This window comes from Halobacillus sp. ABH2_015 (assembly GCF_056158945.1).
The window spans coordinates 2,807,700-2,831,605 of sequence record NZ_JBSWUG010000002.1; the positions used below are offsets into that span (position 1 = coordinate 2,807,700).

The 23,906-nt window shown below is 49.3% G+C and carries 26 protein-coding genes; 2 read left to right on the forward strand and 24 right to left on the reverse strand.

Features of this window, described 5'->3' with window-relative positions; genetic code table 11:
• Nucleotides 1–9: 9 nt before the first annotated feature.
• The 17 genes from ACXAD6_RS14805 to ACXAD6_RS14885 form a co-directional block, all read right to left on the reverse strand.
• The gene (locus ACXAD6_RS14805) at nucleotides 10–1,149 is read right to left on the reverse strand and encodes an acyl-CoA dehydrogenase family protein (RefSeq protein ID WP_474970435.1); all 1,140 of its coding nucleotides are present in this window, start codon (nucleotides 1,147–1,149) and stop codon (nucleotides 10–12) included.
• A gap of 88 nt (nucleotides 1,150–1,237) precedes the next feature.
• On the reverse strand, nucleotides 1,238–2,461 hold the full coding sequence (locus ACXAD6_RS14810) for an ABC transporter substrate-binding protein (protein ID WP_474969525.1): 1,224 nt from the start codon (nucleotides 2,459–2,461) through the stop codon (nucleotides 1,238–1,240).
• A 60-nt stretch (nucleotides 2,462–2,521) separates the two neighbouring features.
• Nucleotides 2,522–3,229, reverse strand: a complete 708-nt coding sequence (locus ACXAD6_RS14815; protein ID WP_474969526.1) for an ABC transporter ATP-binding protein — start codon at nucleotides 3,227–3,229, stop codon at nucleotides 2,522–2,524.
• Nucleotides 3,222–3,986, reverse strand: coding sequence for an ABC transporter ATP-binding protein (locus ACXAD6_RS14820; protein ID WP_474969527.1), 765 nt, complete (start codon nucleotides 3,984–3,986; stop codon nucleotides 3,222–3,224). Before ACXAD6_RS14820 ends, ACXAD6_RS14815 begins: the two co-directional genes overlap by 8 nt.
• A 2-nt stretch (nucleotides 3,987–3,988) precedes the next feature.
• Nucleotides 3,989–5,011, reverse strand: a complete 1,023-nt coding sequence (locus ACXAD6_RS14825; protein WP_474969528.1) for a branched-chain amino acid ABC transporter permease — start codon at nucleotides 5,009–5,011, stop codon at nucleotides 3,989–3,991.
• Nucleotides 5,012–5,875 (reverse strand): branched-chain amino acid ABC transporter permease, encoded by an 864-nt coding sequence (locus tag ACXAD6_RS14830; RefSeq protein ID WP_206933365.1) that lies wholly within the window; start codon nucleotides 5,873–5,875, stop codon nucleotides 5,012–5,014.
• Nucleotides 5,876–5,939: 64 nt separating this feature from the next.
• Nucleotides 5,940–7,619 (reverse strand): long-chain fatty acid--CoA ligase, encoded by a 1,680-nt coding sequence (locus tag ACXAD6_RS14835; RefSeq protein ID WP_474969529.1) that lies wholly within the window; start codon nucleotides 7,617–7,619, stop codon nucleotides 5,940–5,942.
• 46 nt (nucleotides 7,620–7,665) lie between these two features.
• A complete protein-coding gene (locus tag ACXAD6_RS14840; protein ID WP_474969530.1) occupies nucleotides 7,666–8,427 on the reverse strand; it encodes an SDR family NAD(P)-dependent oxidoreductase in 762 nt (253 codons plus the stop codon).
• Nucleotides 8,424–8,837: an acyl-CoA thioesterase gene (locus ACXAD6_RS14845; protein WP_474969531.1), complete on the reverse strand. Its 414-nt coding sequence runs from the start codon at nucleotides 8,835–8,837 to the stop codon at nucleotides 8,424–8,426. Before ACXAD6_RS14845 ends, ACXAD6_RS14840 begins: the two co-directional genes overlap by 4 nt.
• Before the next feature lie 61 nt (nucleotides 8,838–8,898).
• Nucleotides 8,899–9,468, reverse strand: coding sequence for a TetR/AcrR family transcriptional regulator (locus tag ACXAD6_RS14850; protein ID WP_474969532.1), 570 nt, complete (start codon nucleotides 9,466–9,468; stop codon nucleotides 8,899–8,901).
• 68 nt (nucleotides 9,469–9,536) lie between these two features.
• Complete coding sequence (locus ACXAD6_RS14855) at nucleotides 9,537–10,712, reverse strand: thiolase family protein (protein ID WP_474969533.1); 1,176 nt, start codon at nucleotides 10,710–10,712, stop codon at nucleotides 9,537–9,539.
• Between the two features lie 14 nt (nucleotides 10,713–10,726).
• Nucleotides 10,727–11,500 carry an SDR family oxidoreductase gene (locus ACXAD6_RS14860; protein ID WP_474969534.1) on the reverse strand — a complete coding sequence of 258 codons (774 nt, stop codon included), beginning with the start codon at nucleotides 11,498–11,500 and terminating at the stop codon, nucleotides 10,727–10,729.
• Nucleotides 11,487–12,719, reverse strand: a complete 1,233-nt coding sequence (locus ACXAD6_RS14865; RefSeq protein WP_474969535.1) for an acyl-CoA dehydrogenase — start codon at nucleotides 12,717–12,719, stop codon at nucleotides 11,487–11,489. Before ACXAD6_RS14865 ends, ACXAD6_RS14860 begins: the two co-directional genes overlap by 14 nt.
• A gap of 13 nt (nucleotides 12,720–12,732) precedes the next feature.
• The gene (locus tag ACXAD6_RS14870; protein ID WP_474969536.1) at nucleotides 12,733–13,152 is read right to left on the reverse strand and encodes a MaoC/PaaZ C-terminal domain-containing protein; all 420 of its coding nucleotides are present in this window, start codon (nucleotides 13,150–13,152) and stop codon (nucleotides 12,733–12,735) included.
• Entirely contained in the window at nucleotides 13,149–13,583 is a 435-nt protein-coding gene (locus tag ACXAD6_RS14875) for a MaoC family dehydratase N-terminal domain-containing protein (RefSeq protein WP_474969537.1), read from the reverse strand. Before ACXAD6_RS14875 ends, ACXAD6_RS14870 begins: the two co-directional genes overlap by 4 nt.
• A gap of 19 nt (nucleotides 13,584–13,602) precedes the next feature.
• Complete coding sequence (gene fabG, locus ACXAD6_RS14880; protein ID WP_474969538.1) at nucleotides 13,603–14,367, reverse strand: 3-oxoacyl-ACP reductase FabG; 765 nt, start codon at nucleotides 14,365–14,367, stop codon at nucleotides 13,603–13,605.
• A gap of 15 nt (nucleotides 14,368–14,382) precedes the next feature.
• Entirely contained in the window at nucleotides 14,383–15,552 is a 1,170-nt protein-coding gene (locus ACXAD6_RS14885; RefSeq protein ID WP_027954953.1) for an acyl-CoA dehydrogenase family protein, read from the reverse strand.
• Nucleotides 15,553–15,831: 279 nt separating this feature from the next.
• Here ACXAD6_RS14885 and ACXAD6_RS14890 point away from each other — a divergent pair, with 279 nt between their 5' ends.
• The gene (locus ACXAD6_RS14890) at nucleotides 15,832–16,653 is read left to right on the forward strand and encodes an alpha/beta fold hydrolase (protein ID WP_474969539.1); all 822 of its coding nucleotides are present in this window, start codon (nucleotides 15,832–15,834) and stop codon (nucleotides 16,651–16,653) included.
• Nucleotides 16,654–17,003: 350 nt separating this feature from the next.
• Here the strand turns inward: ACXAD6_RS14890 and ACXAD6_RS14895 are convergent, their stop codons facing one another.
• Nucleotides 17,004–17,222, reverse strand: coding sequence for a hypothetical protein (locus tag ACXAD6_RS14895; RefSeq protein WP_474969540.1), 219 nt, complete (start codon nucleotides 17,220–17,222; stop codon nucleotides 17,004–17,006).
• 250 nt (nucleotides 17,223–17,472) lie between these two features.
• Nucleotides 17,473–18,378 carry a branched-chain-amino-acid transaminase gene (gene ilvE, locus ACXAD6_RS14900; protein WP_474969541.1) on the reverse strand — a complete coding sequence of 302 codons (906 nt, stop codon included), beginning with the start codon at nucleotides 18,376–18,378 and terminating at the stop codon, nucleotides 17,473–17,475.
• A gap of 188 nt (nucleotides 18,379–18,566) precedes the next feature.
• On the opposite strand from ilvE, the gene ACXAD6_RS14905 reads away from it, so the two are divergent.
• Nucleotides 18,567–18,938: a DUF948 domain-containing protein gene (locus ACXAD6_RS14905; protein WP_474969542.1), complete on the forward strand. Its 372-nt coding sequence runs from the start codon at nucleotides 18,567–18,569 to the stop codon at nucleotides 18,936–18,938.
• Between the two features lie 175 nt (nucleotides 18,939–19,113).
• Here ACXAD6_RS14905 and dhaM read toward each other — a convergent pair whose 3' ends face one another.
• The 5 genes from dhaM to ACXAD6_RS14930 form a co-directional block, all read right to left on the reverse strand.
• A complete protein-coding gene (dhaM, locus tag ACXAD6_RS14910) occupies nucleotides 19,114–19,494 on the reverse strand; it encodes a dihydroxyacetone kinase phosphoryl donor subunit DhaM (RefSeq protein WP_474969543.1) in 381 nt (126 codons plus the stop codon).
• Nucleotides 19,494–20,102, reverse strand: a complete 609-nt coding sequence (dhaL, locus tag ACXAD6_RS14915; protein WP_474969544.1) for a dihydroxyacetone kinase subunit DhaL — start codon at nucleotides 20,100–20,102, stop codon at nucleotides 19,494–19,496. The genes dhaM and dhaL overlap by 1 nt, the downstream gene beginning before the upstream one ends.
• Before the next feature lie 13 nt (nucleotides 20,103–20,115).
• Nucleotides 20,116–21,111, reverse strand: coding sequence for a dihydroxyacetone kinase subunit DhaK (gene dhaK, locus ACXAD6_RS14920; protein ID WP_474969545.1), 996 nt, complete (start codon nucleotides 21,109–21,111; stop codon nucleotides 20,116–20,118).
• Between the two features lie 62 nt (nucleotides 21,112–21,173).
• Nucleotides 21,174–22,667: a glycerol kinase GlpK gene (gene glpK / locus ACXAD6_RS14925; RefSeq protein ID WP_474969546.1), complete on the reverse strand. Its 1,494-nt coding sequence runs from the start codon at nucleotides 22,665–22,667 to the stop codon at nucleotides 21,174–21,176.
• 21 nt (nucleotides 22,668–22,688) lie between these two features.
• Nucleotides 22,689–23,639: an MIP/aquaporin family protein gene (locus ACXAD6_RS14930; RefSeq protein WP_474969547.1), complete on the reverse strand. Its 951-nt coding sequence runs from the start codon at nucleotides 23,637–23,639 to the stop codon at nucleotides 22,689–22,691.
• Nucleotides 23,640–23,906: the final 267 nt, after the last annotated feature.

The window sequence follows — 23,906 nt, forward strand, 5'->3', positions numbered from 1 at the left end:
CTCCTTCCATCAACGGGCATATTCCTTCCGCAGCTGCCCGGCTATGATATTTTTTTGAATCTCTGAAGTCCCTTCATAAATCCTTGTAATCCTCGCATCTCTGTAAAAGCGTTCTACCGGATAATCTGAGATATAGCCGATCCCTCCGTGCACCTGAACCGCCTTATCCGCCAAGCGGTTATACACTTCCGATCCATAAAGCTTCAGCATGGCGGCTTCTTTAATGACCTTTTTTCCTTGATCCACCATCCATGCCACCCGGTACGTAAAGGAACGGAGCGCTTCGATTTCCACTGCCATTTCCGATATCATATGGGCGACCGCCTGGTGCTCGATAATCGGGACCTCGAACTGCTGCCGCTCCTCCACATACTGCATCGACATGTCGAGCAGTTTCTGACAGGAGCCCAGGTTCCTTGCAGCAAGACCTGCCCTGCCGTTGGCAAGAATCTTCAAGGCATTCAAATACCCTTCCCCTTCTTTTCCGAGCACATTTTCTTCCGGAACTTCACAATCTTCGAGAATGATTTCGGCTGATTGGGAGCCGTGCAGGCCCATTTTCGGTTCCACAGCTCCGACCTTGAAGCCGGGAAAATCCTTTTCTACAATGAACGAGGTGATCCCCTTCGCCCCTTTTTCCGGATCGGTAACGGCCATAACTGTAAACACATCCGCAACCGTCGCATTCGTAATGTAATGCTTCGTTCCGTTTAGAATATAGCGGTCGCCTTGTTTCACCGCCGTCGTCTTTAAAGCACTGGCATTGGATCCTGCTCCAGGCTCGGTCAGGGCAAAAGCGCCCAGCGTTGTCCCCGCTGCCATCCGGCGCAGATACTTGGCTTTCTGCTCCTGGGTTCCAAGCTCGACAATCCCTACGCTGCCAATGCCTGTATGTGCGCCGATCACTGTTGTATATCCGTTGTGGGTCGCTCCGATTTCCTCATACAAGGCACATTTTCCGACCATTGAAATGCCTAATCCGCCGTATTCCTCCGGGATGCTTAATCCGAACAATCCGAGGTCTCGGGACATTTTCATAATCGCTTCAGGAATATGGTCTTCCTTTTCAATGACGGCGGCAGCCGCTTCCACTTCTGACTGTACAAAAGCTCTGACACTCTTTTTCAACGCTGTCGTCTGTTCGTCCAGTTAAAAGTCCATCTTTCGCCTCTCCTTCCTCCTTGAAAAAAGAAACCCGGCGATGCTGTAGGAATCACCGCCAGGTTGTCCGGTACCATCAATCGTTGACTTCAATCGTTACGATTTCACCATTTTCCACAGCAGCAATGCTTAAATCCGTAGCAAAACCGCCATCTTCCCCGATTTCTTCAATGGTGTACACTTCTTTTTCTTCCGGCAGGGCATCAAGGCCGTCCTGTATATGGTCACGGATGGCTTTCGGATCATCGACGCTGCCTGCCGCCTTCATCGCTTCCATCAAAATGTTCATCGCTACATAATGGTACCCTGCTTCAGATCCCGGCACTTCATTGTGCTCCTCTTTATATTTTTCGATAAAAGCGGGCGTTCCCGGGTATTCGGAATTGGCCAGTGGCAGAACCCCGACGGACCCTTCCAGTGATTCATACGATCCGGTAACCGCCTCCATCTCATCCAGTTTAGCCTGGTCCATAATCATAAACCCGCCTTCGAAACCAAGCTCCCGTGCCTGCTTCGCTACTTTAGCAGTCGGTTCAGATGGGCCTCCAATGAACAAAACGTCGGGATCTTCCTTCAAGGCGTTGGTCACAAGCGTGAAAAAGTCGGTATCCTTGGAAAAATCGATCGAAGAATTGTACACCACTTCTCCGCCTTGTTCTTCCCAGTAAGGTACAATCGCTTCTGTCCAGTCCTTCCCATACTGGGAGGCTGTTGGCAGGGCCGCAAGCTTCATGCCGTGGTTTTCCATCGCATAGGATGTAAATGGTTCAAGGTAACCATCATAGCTTGGAGGTACCCGTACGGTTAACTTGTTTCCTTCAGCGGTAACGGCAGGTTCACTCGTATACGCCCCAATCAAGAAGTTCTCCTGTTCATTAAATACCTGCATCGCCTTGATTCCGCCGCTGTGGGGGGAAAATACGACCGGTGTGTCGTTTTCCTGAATCAGACGTTTCGCATTCGCTGCGGTTTCATTCGGCAGATACTTGTCATCCAGCGACACGAGGTTGAACTTGTATGTCTGCTCATCAATGTCAAAGCCGCCATTATTGTTGATTTCATCAACAGCAAGCTTGAGTCCGTTTAATGTACGCTCGCCGTAATAGGCAGCGGGACCGCTCAATGGACCACTGTATCCGATACTGACGACTTCTTCTCCCTCTTCGACTTCCGCTGCTTCGGATTCAGCTTCACTGCCTCCCCCGCTTGCGGACTGGTTCGATGGGTTATCAATACAGCCAGCGAGAAGCAGAAGCAGGACGGCCAATAGGAAAACAGCTGAATCTTTGATCATTTTCATAAAAGATCCCCCTAGATATGAAATGTTTGGTGCAGACCGGACAAAAGCGGAACGCTGCCATCAGGCCCCGATATAAGCTTTCCGGACCGTATCATTTGCCAGCAGTTCTTCCGCTGTCCCTTCTACAACGACCGATCCACTTTCAAAGACATAGCCTCGGTGGGCAATCTTCAAGGCCGCAAACGCATTCTGCTCGGCAAGCAGGACCGTCGTCCCGTCTTGATTAATTTTCTGAATCACTTCGAACATCTGCTCGACAATCAGCGGAGCGAGGCCGATGGATGGCTCATCCAGCAGCAGCAGCTTCGGTTGAGCCATGAGTGCCCGCCCGATGGCAAGCATCTGCTGCTGGCCTCCGCTTAAGGAGCCGGCGGGCTGATCTTTTTTCTCCTGTAATATCGGGAACAGTTCAAAAACATCCTGCAAAGACTGATTCACCTGCTTCCGCTTCCTCCGGTGCACATAGCCTCCCATTACAAGGTTTTCCTTGACCGTCATCTGCGGAAAGAGCTTCCGGTCTTCAGCGCACTGGACTATGCCTGAACGGACGATTTTATCAGGTCCAGCCCCTTGAATCGGGCGGTCCTCGAAAAGAATGGTTCCGTCACTCGGTTTCTGCAGTCCGCTGATCGTGTTAAACGTCGAACTTTTTCCTGCACCGTTGGAACCGAGCAGAACGACGAGTTCTCCCTTTCCTACGTGAATATTGATGTTTTCTACAGCGGTAAAGGATCCATATCGTATCGACACATCGGTTAACTCAAGCACTCGCACCGCCCCCTAAGTAAGCTTCGATGACCGCTTGGTTATTCATGATTTCCTCGGCCGTCCCTTCAGCAATTTTCTCACCATAATTCAAAACCATGATTTTGTCCGCCAGCTTCATGATCATTTTCATTTTGTGCTCAATCAAGCAGACGGTAATGCCCCGCTGCACCATTTTTTCCATCAGTGAGGCCAGCCCTGCGGTTTCCCCGGGGTTGATACCTGCTGTCGGTTCATCCAGGAAGACGACTTCGGGATTAGTGGCCAGAGCAAGGGCAAAGGCCACCCGCTTCTTCTCCTCCTGGGTGATGCTTCCGGCCGGCTCGTCCATGACATGGGTGAGCTCGACGAAATCCAGCACTTCCATCGCTTTATCCCGGCATTTCTTTTCTTCAAATTTGAAACGCTTCGTGCGGAAAACGGCATCCCATAAGTTCGATGACGTCCGGAGGCGGTGACCGACAATCACGTTATCGAGCACGGTGGATTCTTCAAACAAATGCGTCGTCTGAAACGTCCGGGCAACGCCAAGCCTTGCGATTCTTTCCGGCGGCCGTTTCGTAATCTCCTGTCCTTTATAAAACACCTGACCAGCGGAAGGGGTGTACGTACCACTCAGCAGATTGAAAAAGGTGGACTTTCCAGCACCGTTCGGTCCGATGATCGCATTGATCTTCCCTTTTTCAATCGTAAAATCCACGTCATTGACAGCCGTGAGACCACCAAACTGCTTCGTCAGCTTTTTTGTCTCCATCAACATGCTCATCCCTCCTTCACCTGTTTCTCCGATTCTTCTGTCTCAAAGTACTCCTGCTCTTTCTGCGGACGCCTCCGCTGAGCAGGATTCCGTTTCAAACGCCAGTCATGATAGGCTCCAACAATTCCCCGCGGATAAAAAATAATCAATAAGGTTAAGAGCGGGCCGAAGATGAGCATCCGGTAATCCTGAAGAAACTGCAGCGACTGAGACAAGGCGACAATGAGGAAGGTTCCTACGATGGGACCTGCGAGTGTTCCGATACCGCCGACCAGCAGATAGGTCAGCAGATCAAAAATAATCGTAATGTAACCAATGTCCGGACCAATGAAGCGGATGAACGAAGCATACAGAGCCCCGGCAAGGCCGGCGAAAAACGCCGAGAGGACAAAAGCCATCAGCTTATTTTTCATCGTGGATATGCCGAGCGTGCGTGCCAGGTCTTCACTGTTGCGGATCGCTATAAACGTCCGGCCGGTCAAGGAATGGACGATCCGGTACATAACCAGAATCGTGAACAGAAGAAAAGCAAAAATTAAATAGTATTGAGAAATCGGCGTCTGGAAGGATATGGGTCCGATATTGGAAGGTTCAGGGATGCCGATCAACCCGCGCACACCGCCGGTAAGGCTGTCCCATTTGTCGATGATGAGGTAGATGATGTATCCGACACAAAGCGTATAGATGGCAAAGAAGTGCTCTCTCGTTCTTAGAGCTACGAGACCGACGATCAAACCGACCGCACTAGTGATCAGGCAGGCCAGGAGGAGCGCGAACCAGTAGTTCATACCTGTCTTGACCGTCAACAATCCCAACCCGTACGCACCGACGGCAAAAAATCCAGCATGGGCCAGGGACAAATAACCGGTGTAGCCGGCCAGTAGATTCAGACCGTATACGGCAATCATCCAAATAAAGGCAAGCGTTAAAATATGCAGAAAATAAGCGTTGGGCAGAACAAAGGGAAATAGAACGCCGGCAGCGATAAACCCCATGATCCATCCTCTGTTTTTCAGAAGTGAGACCAATTAAAAGCCCTCCCTTGAAAACAATCCTTTAGGCTTGATCGACAGAATGATCACAAGCATTAAGAAGGCAATGATATCCTTGTAGTCATTCGAGATGTACGTGGCTCCAAGGCTTTCGGTAAACCCTAGAATGTACCCGCCTAAAATAGCTCCGGGTACGCTGCCCATCCCCCCAAGGATAATAATGACGAAAGCTTTCAGAATGACGAGATGCCCCATACCGGGAAACACAAGGTTGATGGGTGCGGATAAAGAAGCAGCAACAGCGGCGAGGCCCCCGGACAGCATGAACGTCAGCATGGCGACCCGGCTTGTGTTGATGCCCACTAAACTGGCCCCTTCGCGGTTCTGTGCCATAGCAATGATCGTGGAGCCTGTGTACGTCTTTTTCAAAAACAAGTAAAGCAGAATCATGACGACGACAGCTCCGATATTAATCAGGACACGCTGCGTCGTTGCGGTCATTCCGAAAAGGTTGACGACCTGACCATATGGCGTTTCCATTGTACGGTAGTCCGCTCCCCAGATCAGCTGGGCAAAGGCTTCAAGAAACAATAAAATACCGATGGCCGCAATTTTGTCATGGATCGGCGGTGCATTACGAAGGGGATGAAACACCAGTCTGTCCATTAACACTCCAAGCAGACCGACAACAAGAACCGAAACAGCCATCGCAATCCAGTAATGGATCCCCCACAAAAGCATCATCGTCAAGGTTATGTACGCACCCAGCATGTATAATGCGCCATGGGCAAAGTTCGGAATGTGAAGGATGCCGTACACAAGTGTCAGACCAAGCGCCACCAGACTGTAGACACTTCCAATCGTCAAACCATTAAACACCTGCTGAATGAAGATATCCATGGAACGTCCCCTTTACCTTCAATTTAAAAGCGGCCGGCCCCGGATTTACCGGGACCGGGTGTTATTATTCCAGTGGTCCGGTTTCTGCCTTCTGCCTTTCCTGTTCCTGAAGCTTGCGCCAGAGGATTTTCCCGCTGTTGGTCATCGGGAATGCCTCGACAAATTCCACCTTGCGTGGATACTTATAGGCAGCCATCTTTTCTTTGGCCCAGGAAATGATCGCATCTTCCGTGATCTCTCCCTCAAAGCCGTCATTCAAAATGACAAAAGCTTTGATTTCCTCTCCTTTTCTTGGATCAGGAACCCCGACGACACACGCCTGCTGGACTGCTGGATGATCGTAGAGCGCAGACTCGACTTCTGTCGGCCATACGTTGTAGCCGGAAGCGTTGATCATCCGCTTCAAACGATCGACCATGAAAAAGTAGCCCTCTTCGTCAAAGCGTCCAATATCTCCCGTTCTGAAAAAGGATTTCCCATCGATATGGATAAACGCATGCTCGTTTTCATCCTCCCGGTTGTAATAGCCGGTCATCACCTGGGGGCCATGCACGACAATTTCACCAATCTCCCCGGCGCCCATTTCCTCAAGAGTCCCGGGGTCGATGATTCTCGCATCGACATCAAAGGAAGGAATGCCGAGGCACTGCATTTTCGGCCGCTCCTGTGGATTGAAGTGGGTCTGGGCAATCGTTTCTGAAAGCCCGTATCCTTCCACAAATTCAAGACCTGTCAGCTTGTACAATTTTTCGCCAAGTGCCTTCGGAAAAGCAGCACCGCCTCCGGATATGCCATGAAGAGAAGCCATGTCCTCCGCCTGCAGTTCAGGGTTCGCCAGAAAATCCACAAGCATCGTACTGATCGTCACCCAGTGAGTACACTGCTCGCTGCTCAGCAGCTGCCGGGCGGTTTCCCTGTTCCAACGTGTCATAAGCACCATCGTGCTTCCACTGTAAATCGGCATATGCATGCTGTGGACCATACCAGTGACGTGGAACAGGGGAAGCGTCCCGAGGGAGCGGGCATCCATCGTCACGCGTGACCAGTAATAGGCACCGAGTGTATTCGCCTGGACGGTCCGGTGCGTATGCATACAGCCTTTTGGAAGTCCGGTCGTCCCTGACGTATACGGCATGACAGCGAGATCATCGACACTCGCAGCGACGTCTCTGGCAGGCACATGCAGAGCAAGAGCTTCCGACCATACGTGAACGGCCTCCTCGGTATACACTTGTTTAGCAGCCGACACTTCCGGCGGTAGCTCCACGCTGCCGGATTCCTTCACATAATCAGAGTAGGCCGCGGCTACAATGGATGACAGGGACGACGATTCCAAGAGCGGTTCGACGACATCCATCAGTTCCTGTCCAGCAAGGGCATGTTTGATGGCCCCGTCTTTCACATAAAACTCCAGTTCGTTCGTCTTCAGCATCGGATTGATCGGTACAACGACCGCTCCCGCTCGTAAAATGGCATAATACCCGATAATGAACTGCGGAGAATTCTGCATGAACAACAAGACTTTATCTCCCTTGTCCACGTCCAAATGGACCTGAAGGTATCCGGCCAGGCTGTCTACCTGTTCCTTCAATTCCCCGTAGGAAAGACCCGTTCCATAATAGCGGATCGCTTCATGGGTTGGATAGCGCTCGGCGGATATACGCAGGTTATCGTAGAGTGTCGTTTCAGGAATCGTGAGTGTCTTCGTTAACGTCGGCCAGAAATCATAATGCTTGGTCAGCATGAGATCACTCCTCTTTAATGTAAGCGTTACCAAAAATTCAGACAGACTACTTTATGAGCCAGCCTCCATCAACAAGAAGATCTGAACCTGTCATGTATGAGGCTTCATCGGACGCAGCAAAACAGATGACGCTGGCGATTTCCTCCGGCTGTCCGACTCTTCCAAGCGCTGTATTGCGATTGACAGCCTCTTCAAAGCGTTTGTTCTTCAGACCATCCGCCGTCATCGGGGTTTCAGCGAATCCCGGTGATACGGAATTGACGCGGATCCCTTTTTCAGCAAATTCAAGAGCAAGAGAACGTGTGAAATGAATCACCGCCGCTTTCGATGAGCTGTAGTGCGGGATTTTTGCTCCTGCCTTATGGCCGGACAGGGATGCCACATTGATGATGGCCCGTGCACCATCCGAACCTTCCATCATAATTTTCCCAAGCGCCTTGGAGGTCAGAAACACACTTTTGATATTCGTTTCCTGAATCCTGTCCCATTCATCAGCACCCAGTTCCATAATCGTCGCATTGCCCGATGTTCCCGCATTGTTCACAAGGATATGCAGATCCCCAAACGTTTCTTCGACGAAGGAAGCAAGTCCGGCTACTTGATTCTCGTTTTTCACATCCGCTTGGAAAACAAAGACCTCTGCCCCTTCGTTTTCCAGAATGTCAGCGGCCACCCGCTCCAGTTTTTCCTTTGTACGCCCGACAAGGACGACAGACGCTCCTTCAAGGGCAAGTTTTTTGGCTGTCTGCTCCCCGATCCCACTGCCCGCTCCTGTTACAACGGCCACTTTGTTTGTAAAACGACTCAAAGGTTCACCCCCTTTTTTACGTAATCCTCAAGCATCATCCGCCATTCCGGCGGGAGGGCTTCGCTTTTCTGCCTTTCATAATTGAAATGGACAACCACCGCTTCCGATGCAGCTACAAGCTGGTCGGTGCCTTCTACATAAACGCGGTGGGCAAATGTAAAGCTGGAAGTTCCAATTTTTGAGATCGTCGTTTCTATAAGCAGGTGCTGTCCGAAGTAGGCCTGACTGATGAAGTCACACTTCGTTGACGCGAGGATAAACCGGCCGAGCGTATCCTCCTGCTCTTGAAACAAGTCGCGAAAAAACTTCCCCCGCGCTTCCTCCAAATAGATGAAATAACTCGTGTTATTCACGTGACCGGCCATATCCGTTTCAGAAAACCTGATTCCTACCACGCTTTTATAAATCATCTCACACCATCCATTCCTACCAGTCAGTATGTGAATGTCGAAGCCTTATGAAAAAGGCTTGTCATTCCTTGGAGCTGATTCCATTCAAGATCATCGACAAGTAAATGTTCGTCAGTTCTTCGGCCGACACTTCCCGGTCCGGGTCAAACCAGTAATAGCTCCAGTTCGTCATCCCAAGAATGCCTCTTGTCACCATATTCGGATCCAGACTGCTTTGGAAATCCCCCTTTTCGATTCCTTCTTCCACCAGCTGTTGGAGGTTGACGCGGAACTGGTCCCTTTTTTCTACAATCTGTTCTAAATAATCAGGGCCGAGGTTGCGTATTTCACGGAAAAAGATCCGTGCGCTCTTTTTCCTGTACTTGATGCTGTCCAGCACCATGAAAATCATCGAACGCAGTTTGTCCTTGGAATCCTGGTTGGTGTCGTTTAAGATTTTCTGTTGGTTTCCGAGCAGGAATTCAATGAAATCCAGATGGATATCCGTCAGCAGCTCCTGTTTATTTTTAAAGTAGTAATAAAATGTTCCTTTTGTCACGCCGATCTCCTCGACGATTTCCTGAAGAGACGTTTCGGTGAAGCCTTTTTTATCAAATAAATGAATACTTGTTTGAATGATTTCCTGTTTCATAGATACCGTGTCCTTTCATGTTGGGAAGTGATTTTATTATAACATCCCCATTTTTTATGAAAGAGACCTTATTTCGAACGTTCCAGAATCATAGCGATCCCCTGCCCGCCGCCGATACAAGCCGTCACCAGCGCGTAAGAGGCTTTCTGCCGCTGCAGTTCATAAATGGCTTTCACTGCAAGGATCGCCCCGGTAGCGCCGAGCGGATGACCGTGGGCTATGGCTCCGCCGTTCACATTCACCTTATCCATATCCATGTCCAGTTCCGCCTGGCAGGCTAATACCTGGGCCGCGAACGCCTCATTGATTTCAATCACGTCCATATCTTCCAAGGATAATCCCGTTTTCTTCAGGACCTTCTTCACAGCCGGCACCGGGCCGATTCCCATCATGTTCGGATCTACACCTGCGACCGTACAGCCGAGGACTTCAGCCATAGGAGAAGCTCCCATTTCCTCCGCTTTGGCCCGCGACATGATTGTGAGAGCTGAGGCCGCATCATTCAAGCCCGAGCTGTTGGCTGCCGTTACGGACCCTTCTTTCCGAAAAGCCGGTGGAAGCTTCGCCATGCCCTCAAGCGTAGAGTTCGGACGCGGGTGCTCATCTTTATCAAATACGACCGGCTCTCCTTTTTTCACCGGAATGTGAAGGGGAACGATCTGCTCGGTAAAACGTCCGGCTTCCACAGCAGCCGCCATCCGTTCCTGACTCGCCTGGGCGAACTGATCCTGGGCCTCTCTGGAGATCTGGTAGTTTTCCGCCAGGTTTTCGGCTGTCATTCCCATCGGCGGATCCCCGATTTCCTCAGGTGAAAGCTGCGATGCTCTGAATTTCGGTGGAGCCGGATGGTAGGCACGCTCAGGCTTGTCCATCAAGTACGGCGCCCGGCTCATACTTTCCGTTCCTCCTGCGACATACACTTCTCCATGTCCCGCTTCAATGGCCTGGGCAGCCAGATGGATGGCATTCAAGCCTGATCCACACTGCCGGTCCACCGTCAGGCCGGGAAGCTCCATCGATAACCCGGACTGCAGGGCTGACAGTCTCGCAATGTTCCCGCCACCACTCAGCACGTTACCAAAAATGACATCTTCAATGCTGTCTGCCTGTACACCCGAACGCTTCACCGCTTCTTTGATGACTTCGGCCCCAAGAAAGTGGGCAGGAACAGAAGCCAGTGCTCCGCCCTGCCTGCCTATCGCTGTCCGGACGGCTGAAACGATGACAGCCTCTCGATCACTCATATTCTTCCTCCTTTTCACATCGCATGTGATCCACCATCAATGATAATCACATCCCCTGTGATATGCTTTGATGCTTTCGAACTTAGGAAAATCACCGCACCTTTCAAGTCATCTTCACTGCCGAACTTCCGGAGCGGGGTATTCTTCAAGAACGCCTCACCGCTCCGCTCCATAAGCACTTCCGACATTTTCGTCGGGAAAAATCCCGGCGCAATGGCATTGACGCGGATGCCCCTCGGCCCCCATTTCACCGCCAGATCCTTAGTAAAGGTTAAAACGGCACCCTTGCTGGAATTGTAGCCGATCGTATCCATATACTCCGGATCCGATCCTTTCATGCCTGCCACAGAAGAGATATTAATGATTGCTCCTTCTCCCTGCTTCAGCATCACACGGCCGACCGCCTGGGACATGAGAAAGGTGCCGGTCACATTCACTTGGAATACCTTCTGCCACGCACTCAGCGGCATGTCCTCGACAGGAGCGCCCCAAGTGGCTCCACTGTTGTTGACGAGAATATCGATTTTTCCGAAGTGGTCGACGGTTTTGTCTACGACGTCCTGGATGGAATCCGGGTCGGTGACATCACAAGCGAATGCAAGAGCATCCACACCGTGCTCCTTCAGCTGCTCACTCACCTCCAGGCAGGGCTCATACTTTCTGGAGCAGATGACCACATGCGCGCCTGACTCTGCCAGGCCTTGAGCCATCTGTCTGCCAAGACCGCGCCCACCACCTGTAACGACCGCTACCTGACCCGTGAGATTAAACAGCTCACTGGCGTGCATGGACCATGCTCCTTGCATAGTCTTTCGCCAGCTCATACTTGGCGATTGCCCGGCGGTGGACTTCATCAGGCCCGTCCGCCAGCCGTAACGTACGAATGTTGGCCCAGTTGGCCGCCAGTTCAAAATCTCCGCTCACACCAGCCGCTCCGAAGGCCTGGATGGCGCGGTCAATGACTTTCAACGCCATGTTCGGGGCCACCACCTTAATCATGGCGATTTCAGATTTAGCTTCCTTGTTGCCGACCGTATCCATCATGTAGGCCGCTTTTAATGTAAGCAGGCGGGCTTGTTCAATATCAATCCGGGAATCTGCAATCCATTCACGGACCACCCCTTGGTCAGCCAGCGGTTTTCCAAAAGCCTGCCTGCTTTTCACACGTTCGCACATCAGCTCGAGCGCCCGTTCTGCTGCGCCGATCGTACGCATGCAGTGATGAATCCGCCCCGGTCCAAGCCGGCCCTGGGCGATAGCAAATCCTTTACCTTCGTCCCACAGAAGGTTGGAGGCCGGTACACGGACATCCTTGAATTCAATTTCCGCGTGCCCATGTGGGGCATGATCATAGCCGAAGACGGGAAGTAAACGCTTTATCGTAACGCCTTCGGAATCCAGTGGTACAAGGATCATCGACTGCTGTTCATGCCTTGCCGCATCCGGATCGTTTTTCCCCATCACGATACTGATTTTACAGCGGGGATCACCGGCACCTGACGACCACCATTTCGTCCCATTAATGACGTATTCATCTCCGACTTTCGTGATGCTCGTCTGCACGTTTGTAGCATCGGAAGAAGCGACATCCGGCTCTGTCATTGAAAAGCAGGAACGGATTTCCCCGCGCAGCAAAGGCTCCAGCCACTGCTTTTTCTGTTCCTCTGTCCCATAGCGGACGAGTACTTCCATATTGCCTGTATCCGGTGCGGCGCAGTTGAAGACTTCCGGTGCAATGGCCGAACGCCCCATGATCTCGCACAGCGGCGCGTATTCCATGTTTGTAAGGCCGGCCCCGTATTCACTTTCGGGGAGAAATAAGTTCCACAATCCCTCTTCTTTTGCCCTCGTTTTCAATTCCTCCATGATCGGTGGAACTTCAGAAAAGCGGTCTTCCTTTTTCAACTGCTCCTCATACAAGGCTTCATTCGGGTAAACATATGTTTCCATGAACGTCGTCAGCTTTTCCTGCAGCTTTATCACTTTCTCAGAATGCTCAAAATACATCGCTCTTCCCCCTTTATGTAGCTGAAGTTTCTAAATGCTTCCTGAATACCACACTTCCACGAATCACATCTTTTTCCTGCTGGTTTCTCGCATAGACATCAAATGTAATCATGGATTCCTCGTGACTGACGACATCCGCATGCAGGGTCAGGACGTCGCCGACAAACACCATCCCCTGAAAGCGGATGGAATAATCCTGGATAAATCCATCTTCATAAAAAGGAGTGAACAGCTTGGCAAGACTTCCCATCGTCCACATCCCATGCGCAATCACGCCGGGGATCCCGGCTTTTTCTGCTTCTTCATCAACCGTATGAATCGGATTATAATCCCCGGATGCCCCGGCATATTTGATTAAATCAAGTCTTGTTACAGCCGGAAGCGTCACCGTCTTCAGCTTATCTCCGGGCTGGACGCCGTCCATTGGGTTCATACATTCATCCCCTTTCTGACCGCTTCCGTAATGATCACAACCTGTTCTTCTGAAAAAATGAGCCGGCCGTCAATATCTTCGCCATACCGCTTCACTTTAAGAAACCCCATCTCGCCGCTCCGTCCGCTCCGCTCATAATAATCGTCCACCTGGGCGTAACAATAAACATCTTCCCCCACATAGAGAGGGCGGCTGTAGTGATAATGCTGCTCCCCGTGAATCAATCCTTTTTCAGGGAGGTGGAGTCCTTCGATCCCCCCATATTCAAACACCCGCGGAAAGGTAGGCGGAGCAATATTTCGCTGCACCGCTTCTTCATCGATAAACAACGGATGCGGATCCCCGATGGCTTCTGCGAACTTCTTCACTGCCCCACGTTCAACGACGTTCTTTACCGGCGTCGATTTTTTTCCTACCGTTTCTTTAAACACGGACACCTCTCCTTTTTTGTTACGTTCTTGGTCCACCTGCGACGTAGATGACCTGGCCGTTGACAAAAGATGAAGCTTCATCCGCAAAGAAAGCTGCCGTATGCGCGATATCCTCCGGCTTTCCGCTGCGCCCGACAGGAATCTGAGCCACACTAGCCTGGACAAGCTCATCAAAAGTAATCCCGATCCGGGCAGCTGTCGCTTTCGTCATATCGGTTTCAATGAATCCGGGGGCTACCGCGTTGGCGGTCACGCCGTATTTCCCAAGCTCAATCGCCAGCGTCTTCGTAAATCCCTGCAGACCGGCTTTAGCGGTGGCATAATTCGCCTGACCGCGGTTTCCGAGCGCAGAAGTCGAAGAAATGTTCACAATCCGCCCATACTTCTGTTCCACCATGTACGATTGAACAGCCCTGGCTGCATGAAAGGACCCTTTTAAATGGACATCCATTACGGTATCCCAGTCCTCATCTGTCATTTTGTAGAGCATATTGTCACGGATGACACCGGCGTTGTTAATCAGAATATCGACCGATCCAAACCGCTCGTGGGTCTCCTTTACAGCCTTTTCGACTTCTTTGTACTGTGTCACATCCGCTTTTTGGCAGAAGACTTCAAAGCCTTCGTCACGGAATTCTGCCTCCAGTTCCTGAAGCGCTTCCTCATTGACGTCAATAACGGCCACCTTCGCTCCGTTTTCTGCGAAATGGCGGGCTATACCTTTTCCGATACCACGGCTCCCACCGGTGATAAAGGCTGTCCTGTCTTTAAATCTCTCCCTCATCGTATACCTCCTCCATCAACCAATCTTCACATGGCCTTTTAATAGATTTCTGGATATGATCAACCGTTGAATCTCGTCTGTCCCGTCATAAATCCGCCACAGCCTTGCTTCCCTGTACCACCGTTCAATCGGCAGTTCCCGCGTATAGCCCATACCGCCGTGAATCTGTAGAACACGGTCGATCACATTGTTGCCCATGTTCGCTCCGTACAGCTTCGCCATCGATGCGTAGTGCCGGTTATCCTCTCCCTGGTCCAACGTAAAGGCCGCGTTTAATACGAGCCACTTCGCTGCTTCCACCTCCACAGCGGAATCCGCAATCTGCCATTGAATCGCCTGCCGCTCCCCAATCGGCTTTCCGAAGGTTTCGCGTTCGTTCGCATAATCGATGGCCATATTCAGCAGACGCTCTGCTGCACCAACCGCGCGTGCTCCCACGATCCAGCGGGCAAACCCGATCCATTCAAGGCCGAGGTCATACCCATGATCGATCTCACCAAGGATATTTTCCTCCGGAACCCGGACGTTATCAAAAATGAGAGCCGCCGGACCCCATTCGCCCATCGTATGGATGTACTCAGATTCCCAGCCCATCGAACGATCTGCAATGAAACAGGTCACCCCTTTTCGTCCATTCGATTCTTGATGAAGCTCTTTGTTGGTTACCGCAATGACCATGACAAAGTCTGCTTCATTTCCACCGGTGATGAATGTTTTCTCTCCATTGATCACCCAGTCACTGCCATCCTTCACCGCTGTTGTCCGAAGGTTCCTCGTATCCGACCCGGCTCCCGGTTCTGTCATCGCAAAACAGGATTTCTTCTCTCCCTGAATCGTCGGGATTAAGTACGTTTCCTTCTGTTTCTCATTTCCGTAATAGAGAATATTGTCGGCAGAACCGCCAAACTGGAAAGGCACAAACGTTCGTGCGACTTCCATTTGAACGATGGCCAGCATCATCTGCCCTAAATCTGCGCCGCCATAGTCAGCCGGGGTATTGATCCCCCAGAAGCCCGCTTCCTTCGCCTTCTGTTGAAGTTCTTCCATCTTCCCTTCCGGAAGGCTCGGCTTTCCTTCCCGTTCATTACGAAGCACATCGTTTTCCAGAGGTATTAGTTCCTTTTCCACAAATTTACGAATGGTTTTTCTTACCATTTCCTGTTCATCGGTCAAGCGTAAATGCATGTGATCAACCTCTTTCCTCACTGAGAGTCCACATACCTACCGGTGGGTATGTTACTTTTTATATTATTTTAAATTTTCTCAAAATACAACACCTTTCCGAAAATTACTGCAAAAATTATCCATACAAAGGCAGACCCCTCTCCTTCTCCACCAGGGATAAAAGCTTAGGATGACAGGGTCCAAGGAATGTGCTGAAGAATTCAGAGATTTAAACAATAATGGTACTCAATATGTTATAAATATTCTAAAGGAATTTTTTTATAGACAGGAGAAAAATATTTGTTAGAATATAAGATTTTCGGTAATGACCCAAATAAAGAGTACGTATTTTTAATTCACGGTATCGGGGGAAGTGCAAATATCTTCTTCCCTCAGATTAAAAGCTATCGAAATCATTTTAATGTGGTCGCCGTGCATTTAAGAGGACATAAAAAATCTCCAAGCGTTCTTGACGTTGACGATTTTTCATTTACGCGGGGAGCCCGGGATGTTGTCGATGTCCTCGATGATATCGGTATTCACAAAGCCCATATGGTGGGAATATCATTGGGGGCCGTCGTTGTCCATCAAATCCTTGCCATTGCTCCCAATCGTGTCGAAACGGCTGTCCTTGGCGGAGTGATTACGAAAATTACACCACTTCCCAAGCTGTTGCTGCTGATCGGCAGCATGGTCAAAAAGTTTGTGCCGCACATGTGGCTGTATACGATATTTGCTCACATCCTTATGCCACGTAAAAATCATCAGGAATCCAGAAATTCGTTTATTAAGGAGGCGGCCCAAATGAAAAGAAACGAATTCCTCGGCTGGTATGACATCGCTCCGACCGTCAGAGGGACGTTCACAGAAGCCGTCGAGCCATCCGCTCATGTCCCGAAGCTTTACATGATGGGCGAAGGAGATCATATGTTCATCGATCATGTGCTGGAGGATATCTCAGGGCTCCCTAACGCTGACTTTATTGAAGTGAAGGGATCCGGACACGTCGTAAACCTGGATGCTCCCCACACGTTCAACCAATATTCGTTGTCGTTTATGAAGTCTAAAGGGGCTGAGACGGAGGCGCCGGATCACGAGACCGGCAGAAGGCTCCGCTCTTAAAGAACATCATCCTCAACTTCCAAAAATAAGATAGAAATACAGCGGCAAGGTGTCATGACACAAAAATGACACCTTGCCAACCTGTCGGAATCGTTCCTTACCTGGAGACTAACAATACGATTGAAGGATATTTCTTCATTTATGTACATGGGGTTTTGACTAGTTGTTTTGGTAAAACAGAGGAGCAGGAAAACATACTTATCGTAGTAGAATAAGACTGCTTCCTTCAAGGCAGGGAGCATATAGGTGAAGAGGAGGGAGAGCCCAGCCAGAGGCGTTCATTTTCAAACGAGGAGAGAAAATACAGCCCCCGGAGTTTAGGTTCTGGGTGACTGTTATAAAGCGGGTAACTATATTGGAAGAATAAGCTGGCTTAAGATAATCATAAGAAGCAGTATGCCGAATCCCAGCCAACCAAACCCTCTATTTTTCCCATCGGAAAAGGGGGCTTCTTTTAACTCTTTCCAACTTGGATAGAAGAAACTGATAGTCTGGACGACTAAGATGCCAAGCATGACGGAGGCAATCGCCAATACTTTCATATAAAAATGCCCTCCCTCCTTTTCCATATCCTTACTCCCCCCCCTTGAAACCAGAAGCCTCTTATCGCTGTCACGGAAGATAGAGAAGAACGTTAAATAAGAGTAAACGAAGGAAAAAAAGAGGACGTGATACTTTCATCGGAGACTTAGGAGAATAGAAGCTCATTGATTATCTTGTTATTTAACACCAACTCTAAAATGAAGATGTAGTAAAATCATCAAAGGGGACTACAGGATCCTGAGCGATATTTTTCATGTAGACTACGTTTTCCCGAATTTAATAGACAGAAGTACAGTAATGAAGATAAGACGGCAGTTCTCCCCGGACCATCCGATTGTATACGTGCTGAATTTCCAACGTAACCTTTCCCGGCTTCCCTTGCCCTATGACTCTTCGATCAACTTCAACTACCGGCTTAATTCCAACAGCCGTTCCCGTTAAGAAAATTTCATCCGCATCGTATAATTGAAATCTTGCCAAACTCTTTTCATACAGCGGTAACTTCAACTCTCTCTCCAGTATTTCCGCTACTGTATTACGAGTGACTCCCGGAAGAATGTCATCAGATAAAGGGGGAGTGAAGACTTCATTTCCTTTAACGATGAAAATATTTTCCGTAGCCCCTTCGCTCACATTTCCTTCTTTTGTTAAAAAGACGGCCTCATCATATCCATTCAAAGATGCTTCAAGTATCGCTAATCCCGAATTCATATAACCAGCGGTCGTCTTCGCTTGAGGAGGAATCATATTGCCTCCTATTCTCGTCCAGGAAGAAACCGCCACCTTAAAGGAAGGTTCAGACTTGTATTCTGATTCATCCATGTAGACAGCCAGATGATTAAACGGATCTCTCAGGTCGGGACGTAAGGTATTGCTGTCTTTAAAACAAATCGGACGTATATAAACATCCTGAGTCACCCGGTTGATGATCAGCATCTTTTTTATGATGTACGATAATTCTTCTATGGAATAGGGGATTTTAATAAACAAACTCTCACCAGACTGCTCAAATCTCTTTAAATGATCGTTTAGTCGGAATAATAATAATTGTTCTTGGACGGAATTCCAAAAAGCTCGGATACCATCTATACAACCCAGGCCATAATTCAAACCTTTATTCTTCACACTAACACTCAGCAAACGATCATCGACAAAGTGGTCTTTATCAAACATTACGGCCATTGAATCCACTCCCTTCCTATCACTATATGCCATGATGCTGCGCGACTATACAAACGAACATGGCTGCCTGCTGTTGGTGCGTATCCAGTTTATAATGGTGTATCAGCAATTGCAGCTACCTTCCCGTTCACTGGAATGTCCGAGCCTTCCCTTCCATAGATTTAGAGAGAAGAAGGGAGGTGGTTTTAATGATTGAGTGGAGTGTTACCATTGCAGCGGTCGGGTTTATTTGTCTCGTCATCTTTTTAATTTTCACTTTACGAAAACTTATGGCAACACTTACGGAAACTAAAGAGACGCTGTCTGACGCTCGAAAATCAGTCAACAGCATTACAGATGAGGCTGAAGAACTGATCCATGAAGCTAACAAAATTTCAACTGATGTAAAAGGGAAAATGGAAGCCGTTGATCCCTTAATTGATTCCGTTCACGATATGGGCGATATGATACATGATGTCACAAGTTCAATAAAACGAACGGCCCTGCAAAAGGAAAACAGGAAAACAAATGATTCAAAAGATAAACAAAAAAGCAAGCCGGTACAAATTAAATTGAAGTAAGCAAAACTATATCGCTGCCTATACATCTATGGATATGATAAGAAGTCAAATGGGAGCCGTATCACGTGCTGCTCATCGCCGGTTTTTGGATTTTCCAAAGTGATCAGGAAGACCAAGTCCATCCACCATTTTCATCCATACAAAAAAACCACGCCGAACCGGCGTGGTTTTTTGATTACGATTTTCCAAATTCTTTTTCAAGCGAGTCCAGAATCTCTTCCAGACTTTTATCTATACTTGCTTCAACAGCGGCAAGATAAGCCCCTTCCAAAATCGGGTGGGAGACAAGTTTGATCTGATCGGACTCTGTGACTTCAATAGCCATTTCGGCATTCATCCGCGCACTGCCGAGATCATAAAAGACGACCGTGCTTTCCGCTTTTTCTGTGACCTTTTCCAAAGCGGTCTGTATCTTTTCAAAGCTTGTCCCAAGTTCTCCCTCATCCGTGCCCCCGGCGGCTTCGATTGGAAGATCACCGACAACCTGATGAATAAGATCTTTCACACCTTCCGCAACCTTCTCACTGTGTGAGACTAATAGAATTCCTACAGTCATCAGCCTTCCTCCTTCAGCGCCTCAGAAAGGCTCGCAAATAAGTAATAGGAGGATACAGCACCAGGGTCCAGATGCCCTTTGGAGCGCTCTTTCAAGTAGGAGGCTCTCCCTTTTGTAGCGGTTAAATCCTTCGTCGCTTCCATGGCCTTCTGAGCGGCTTCTTCCACATTCGCTGCATCAAATCCGCGGCTCTTCACTTCCTCAAGAACAGGAACCCACACATCGAGCATCGTTTTTTCTCCGGTTTCTGCTTTTCCCCGCTGTTTGATTCCGTCAATCGCGGCTTCAAACATGTCCGCAAAAACATTGCCTTCGATGTCTTTCCCTTTAGCCGCCATGGACATTTTCAATAAGGCTGTCCCATATAACGGGCCCGAAGCTCCGCCAACCTTGGACATCACCGTCACAGCGGCCTTTTTCAACACGTCTGCTGATGTCTCAAACGTTTCTGCCTCCACTGCCTTGGCAGCTTCAGCGAATCCTCTTGCCATATTGATTCCGTGATCACCGTCACCAATCTTCCTGTCCAGGGAAGTTAGGTAGTCTTTTTGATCCTGGAGATGCTGATTGTAGTGTGTAATCCATGCTGCCGTTTGATTGACATTCATCTGAAACACTCCTTTATATACGGAAAGCCGGTGCTTGACTAGGGGCATCCAGCAGTTCTTTCAATTGGTCGTCCACTTTCAGAACCGTAATCGAACATCCGGCCATTTCAAGAGATGTCATATATTCCCCTACGAACGTATGAGAAACGGTGACATTCTTCTCGGCCAGAAGTTCATGTACTTTACGGTTCACGATGTAAAGTTCCATTTCCGGTGTCGCTCCCATGCCGTTCACCATGACGGCGACTTCGTCGTTTTCGTTCAATTTGAGTTCAGGAAGAATGCGTTCAACCATCTCGGATGTGATCTCGTCTGCGGTGACGAGCGGCTTTTTCTCAATGCCCGGTTCGCCGTGGATGCCGATTCCCATTTCGATTTCCTTTTCGCCGAGTTCAAAGCTTTCTTCCCCCGAAGACGGCATGATGCATGGACGTAGTGCGACACCCATCGTGCGTACGTGTTGAACCACTTTTTCAGCCGTCTGCTTCACTTCTTCAAGGGATGCTCCCGTCTCAGCCAATGCGCCTGCCAGTTTATGAACGAAAACCGTCCCTGCGACTCCACGCCGGCCCGTTGTAAAAGAACTGTCTTCGACGGCAACATCGTCATTAACGACGACTTGATCCACTTGAATCCCTTCGGCTTCGGCGAGTTCAGCAGCCATTTCAAAGTTCATCACATCACCGGTATAGTTTTTAATAACGAGCAGCACGCCTTTTCCGCTGTCCACAGCTTTGATCGCTTCGAAGACCTGGTCAGGGGTGGGCGATGTGAATACTTCACCGGAAACAGCAGCATCCAGCATGCCTTCCCCGACATAACCGGCGTGGGCCGGTTCATGACCGCTTCCGCCCCCACTGACGATACCGACTTTTCCGGACACGGGTGCATTTTTCCTCGCCACAACGGTTGTATCCTCCACTCTCTTCACGGTCGAAGCATGAGCAGCGACAAACCCATCAAGCATTTCTGTAATCACAAGATTTGGATCGTTGACTAATTTTTTCATCGATTATCCCCTCACTTTATAAGAATGGGCACCTCTGATAATCAGAGGTACCCTTCATTTGATTACTTGAATTTACGTGTCGCTTCCACAGCTTTCTTCCATCCGCTGTAAAGCTCTTCCTGCTCATCAGCACCCATCTGACCTGTAAATGTACGGTCATTATCAGAGTGCTGTTTGATTTCCTCTTTGTCTTTCCAGTAGCCGACAGCCAGTCCTGCCAGGAAGGCAGCACCAAGGGCTGTTGTTTCCTGTACAATTGGACGCTCAACAGGCACACCAAGGATGTCACTTTGGAACTGCATAAGGAAATCGTTCTTCACGGCTCCCCCATCGACGCGCAGGGATTTCAAATCAATGCCGGAGTCAGCAATCATCGCGTCCAGGACATCTTTCGTCTGATAAGCGAGGGACTCAAGTGTGGCACGGATGAAGTGGGCTTTTGTTGTGCCACGTGTCAATCCGAACATCGCACCACGCGCATCACTATCCCAGTATGGTGTCCCAAGACCAACGAAGGCAGGTACAAGATAAACGCCGTCGGAAGACTCTACAGACGTGGCATACCCTTCGGATTCCGGTGCGCTTTCAATCATTTTCAGACCGTCGCGAAGCCACTGAATGGCAGAACCAGCAACGAAAATACTTCCTTCAAGCGCGTATTCCACTTTACCGTCCAAGCCCCAGGCAAGCGTTGTCAATAGACCGTGCTCAGAAGCGACGCCTTCCTCACCTGTGTTCATCAGCATAAAGCAGCCTGTACCATAAGTATTTTTGGCCATGCCTTTTTCAAAGCAGGCTTGTCCGAATAAAGCGGCCTGCTGATCTCCAGCTATACCGGCGATCGGAACTTCGTGACCGAAGAAATGATAATCAACCGTCTGCGCATACACTTCGGAAGAAGGCTTCACTTCCGGCAGCATGGATTTTGGTACGCCAAGGATGTCCAGCAGTTCGTCATCCCACTGCAGGTCATAGATGTTGTACATCAATGTACGGGAAGCGTTGGAATAATCGGTAATGTGCGTTTTGCCACCGGAAAGCTTATAAACCAGCCATGTGTCGATCGTTCCAAACATAAGATCGCCATTCTCCGCTTTTTCTCTCGCTCCGTCGACATGATCAAGAATCCACTTCACTTTCGTTCCCGAGAAGTACGGGTCAAGCAGAAGACCTGTTTTACTGCGGAACAGCTCATTATGACCGGCGGCACGAAGCTCTTTACAGATGTCTTCGGTCTGACGGGACTGCCAGACGACCGCATGATAGATCGGTTTCCCGGTATTCCGGTCCCACACCACTGCCGTTTCACGCTGGTTGGTAATGCCGATTCCGGCAATTTGGGACGGCTCTACATCCGCTTTTCTTAATACATCCGTAATACAGGCAAGAACGGATGTCCAGATTTCGTTCGCATCATGTTCCACCCAGCCCGGCTTCGGGAAGAATTGTTCAAATTCCTTCTGGCCGGTTTCAACGATGTTACCCGCTTTGTTAAAAAGAATGGCTCTTGAGCTTGTCGTTCCCTGATCAATGGATAAGATATACTGTTCTGACATTCAAACCCTCTCCTTTTCGTTTCAGCTGATTTTTTCTTCTACTTGATTACCTAATGTCTTCCCCTTTTTGATCTCTGCATTAGCTGCTCCAATCAGGATAACCGCCATCACGACAGACATTACCCAGAAGCCTGCAGAGAACTCAGACATAAACATGGCCCGGTAGAATAGTGCACCATAGATACCGCCTAAAATCGGTCCCACAACCGGTATCCAGGAGTAACCCCAGTCTGATCCGCCTTTTCCAGGAATCGGAAGCAGTGCATGGGCAATACGGGGGCCAAGGTCACGGGCAGGGTTGATCGCATACCCAGTCGCTCCGCCAAGCGACATACCGATCGCGATGATCAACGCACCCACAATCAGTGGATTCAATCCTTCTGTAAATTCGTTGGCACCGATAAACAGCAGCCCCATAATAAGGACGAATGTTCCAATGATTTCACTGACAAGGTTGGAAAAAGGGCTGCGTACGGCTGGATCAGTAGCAAACACCGCCAGTTTGGCTCCCTGATCTTTCGTTTCTCTCCAGTGCGGCAGATAATTTAAGAATACGATAACTCCACCGATCGCCGCACCAATCATCTGAGCAGTTACGTAAAGGGGCACCTTCGCCCATGGAAATTCTCCAATTGCAGCAAAACTTATCGTTACAGCCGGATTGATGTGAGCACCCGTGAAGCTTCCCACAGCGTACACACCCATCGCAACAGCAAGTCCCCACCCAATGGTGATAACGACCCAGCCGGCTCCTTCTGCTTTTGAATTTTTAAGAACGACCCCTCCAACAACACCGCCACCAAAGATAATCAGAATCATCGTTCCAATCAGTTCAGCTAAGAATTCGGACATGTTGTTCACCTCTTCTTTCTCATTTTTCAAGGGGCATGTGTCCAAAAAAAGACCCTCACTAAGGTGCATACGAATGAGGCTGTATGCAAAATAGTGTGGGTCTCCATATCTCCGCCACATGCTTAACTTGTTACTAATACTATAGCGCTTTCTGAAAACGCTGTCAACATATATTCACAAAAAACAACATAGATTGATAGGATTTTGGTCGGAGGAACCAGGAAAATGGTACTACAAATTTTTACCATGGAAATATAATGAAGTTAATGCCGGTATAAAAGATGCTTCCCTCATAAATAGAAACTACATGATTTTCCGTACCTTCAGGAGCTCCACCCCTTGCCATTCCGCGTAGGAACCGCCTGCACGAGCTGAAGATCCGCCGAT

Excerpts from the sequence above, each read along its gene's own strand:
- ACXAD6_RS14830 (WP_206933365.1), bottom strand. The coding sequence starts at position 5,875 with ATGGATATCTTCATTCAGCAGGTGTTTAATGGTTTGACGATTGGAAGT.
- ACXAD6_RS14845 (WP_474969531.1), bottom strand. The coding sequence starts at position 8,837 with ATGATTTATAAAAGCGTGGTAGGAATCAGGTTTTCTGAAACGGATATG.
- fabG (WP_474969538.1), bottom strand. The coding sequence starts at position 14,367 with ATGAGGGAGAGATTTAAAGACAGGACAGCCTTTATCACCGGTGGGAGC.
- ilvE (WP_474969541.1), bottom strand. The coding sequence starts at position 18,378 with ATGGCCGTAATGTTTGATAAAGACCACTTTGTCGATGATCGTTTGCTG.
- dhaM (WP_474969543.1), bottom strand. The coding sequence starts at position 19,494 with ATGACTGTAGGAATTCTATTAGTCTCACACAGTGAGAAGGTTGCGGAA.
- ACXAD6_RS14930 (WP_474969547.1), bottom strand. The coding sequence starts at position 23,639 with ATGTGGCGGAGATATGGAGACCCACACTATTTTGCATACAGCCTCATT.
- ACXAD6_RS14895 (WP_474969540.1), bottom strand. The coding sequence starts at position 17,222 with ATGGAAAAGGAGGGAGGGCATTTTTATATGAAAGTATTGGCGATTGCC.
- ACXAD6_RS14905 (WP_474969542.1), top strand. The coding sequence starts at position 18,567 with ATGATTGAGTGGAGTGTTACCATTGCAGCGGTCGGGTTTATTTGTCTC.
- ACXAD6_RS14885 (WP_027954953.1), bottom strand. The coding sequence starts at position 15,552 with ATGCATTTACGCTTGACCGATGAACAGGAAATGGTAAGAAAAACCATT.
- ACXAD6_RS14835 (WP_474969529.1), bottom strand. The coding sequence starts at position 7,619 with ATGCTGACCAAGCATTATGATTTCTGGCCGACGTTAACGAAGACACTC.
- dhaL (WP_474969544.1), bottom strand. The coding sequence starts at position 20,102 with ATGAATGTCAATCAAACGGCAGCATGGATTACACACTACAATCAGCAT.
- ACXAD6_RS14850 (WP_474969532.1), bottom strand. The coding sequence starts at position 9,468 with ATGAAACAGGAAATCATTCAAACAAGTATTCATTTATTTGATAAAAAA.
- ACXAD6_RS14870 (WP_474969536.1), bottom strand. The coding sequence starts at position 13,152 with ATGAACCCAATGGACGGCGTCCAGCCCGGAGATAAGCTGAAGACGGTG.
- dhaK (WP_474969545.1), bottom strand. The coding sequence starts at position 21,111 with ATGAAAAAATTAGTCAACGATCCAAATCTTGTGATTACAGAAATGCTT.
- ACXAD6_RS14860 (WP_474969534.1), bottom strand. The coding sequence starts at position 11,500 with ATGCACGCCAGTGAGCTGTTTAATCTCACGGGTCAGGTAGCGGTCGTT.
- glpK (WP_474969546.1), bottom strand. The coding sequence starts at position 22,667 with ATGTCAGAACAGTATATCTTATCCATTGATCAGGGAACGACAAGCTCA.
- ACXAD6_RS14810 (WP_474969525.1), bottom strand. The coding sequence starts at position 2,461 with ATGAAAATGATCAAAGATTCAGCTGTTTTCCTATTGGCCGTCCTGCTT.
- ACXAD6_RS14855 (WP_474969533.1), bottom strand. The coding sequence starts at position 10,712 with ATGAGTGATCGAGAGGCTGTCATCGTTTCAGCCGTCCGGACAGCGATA.
- ACXAD6_RS14865 (WP_474969535.1), bottom strand. The coding sequence starts at position 12,719 with ATGTATTTTGAGCATTCTGAGAAAGTGATAAAGCTGCAGGAAAAGCTG.
- ACXAD6_RS14820 (WP_474969527.1), bottom strand. The coding sequence starts at position 3,986 with ATGTTGATGGAGACAAAAAAGCTGACGAAGCAGTTTGGTGGTCTCACG.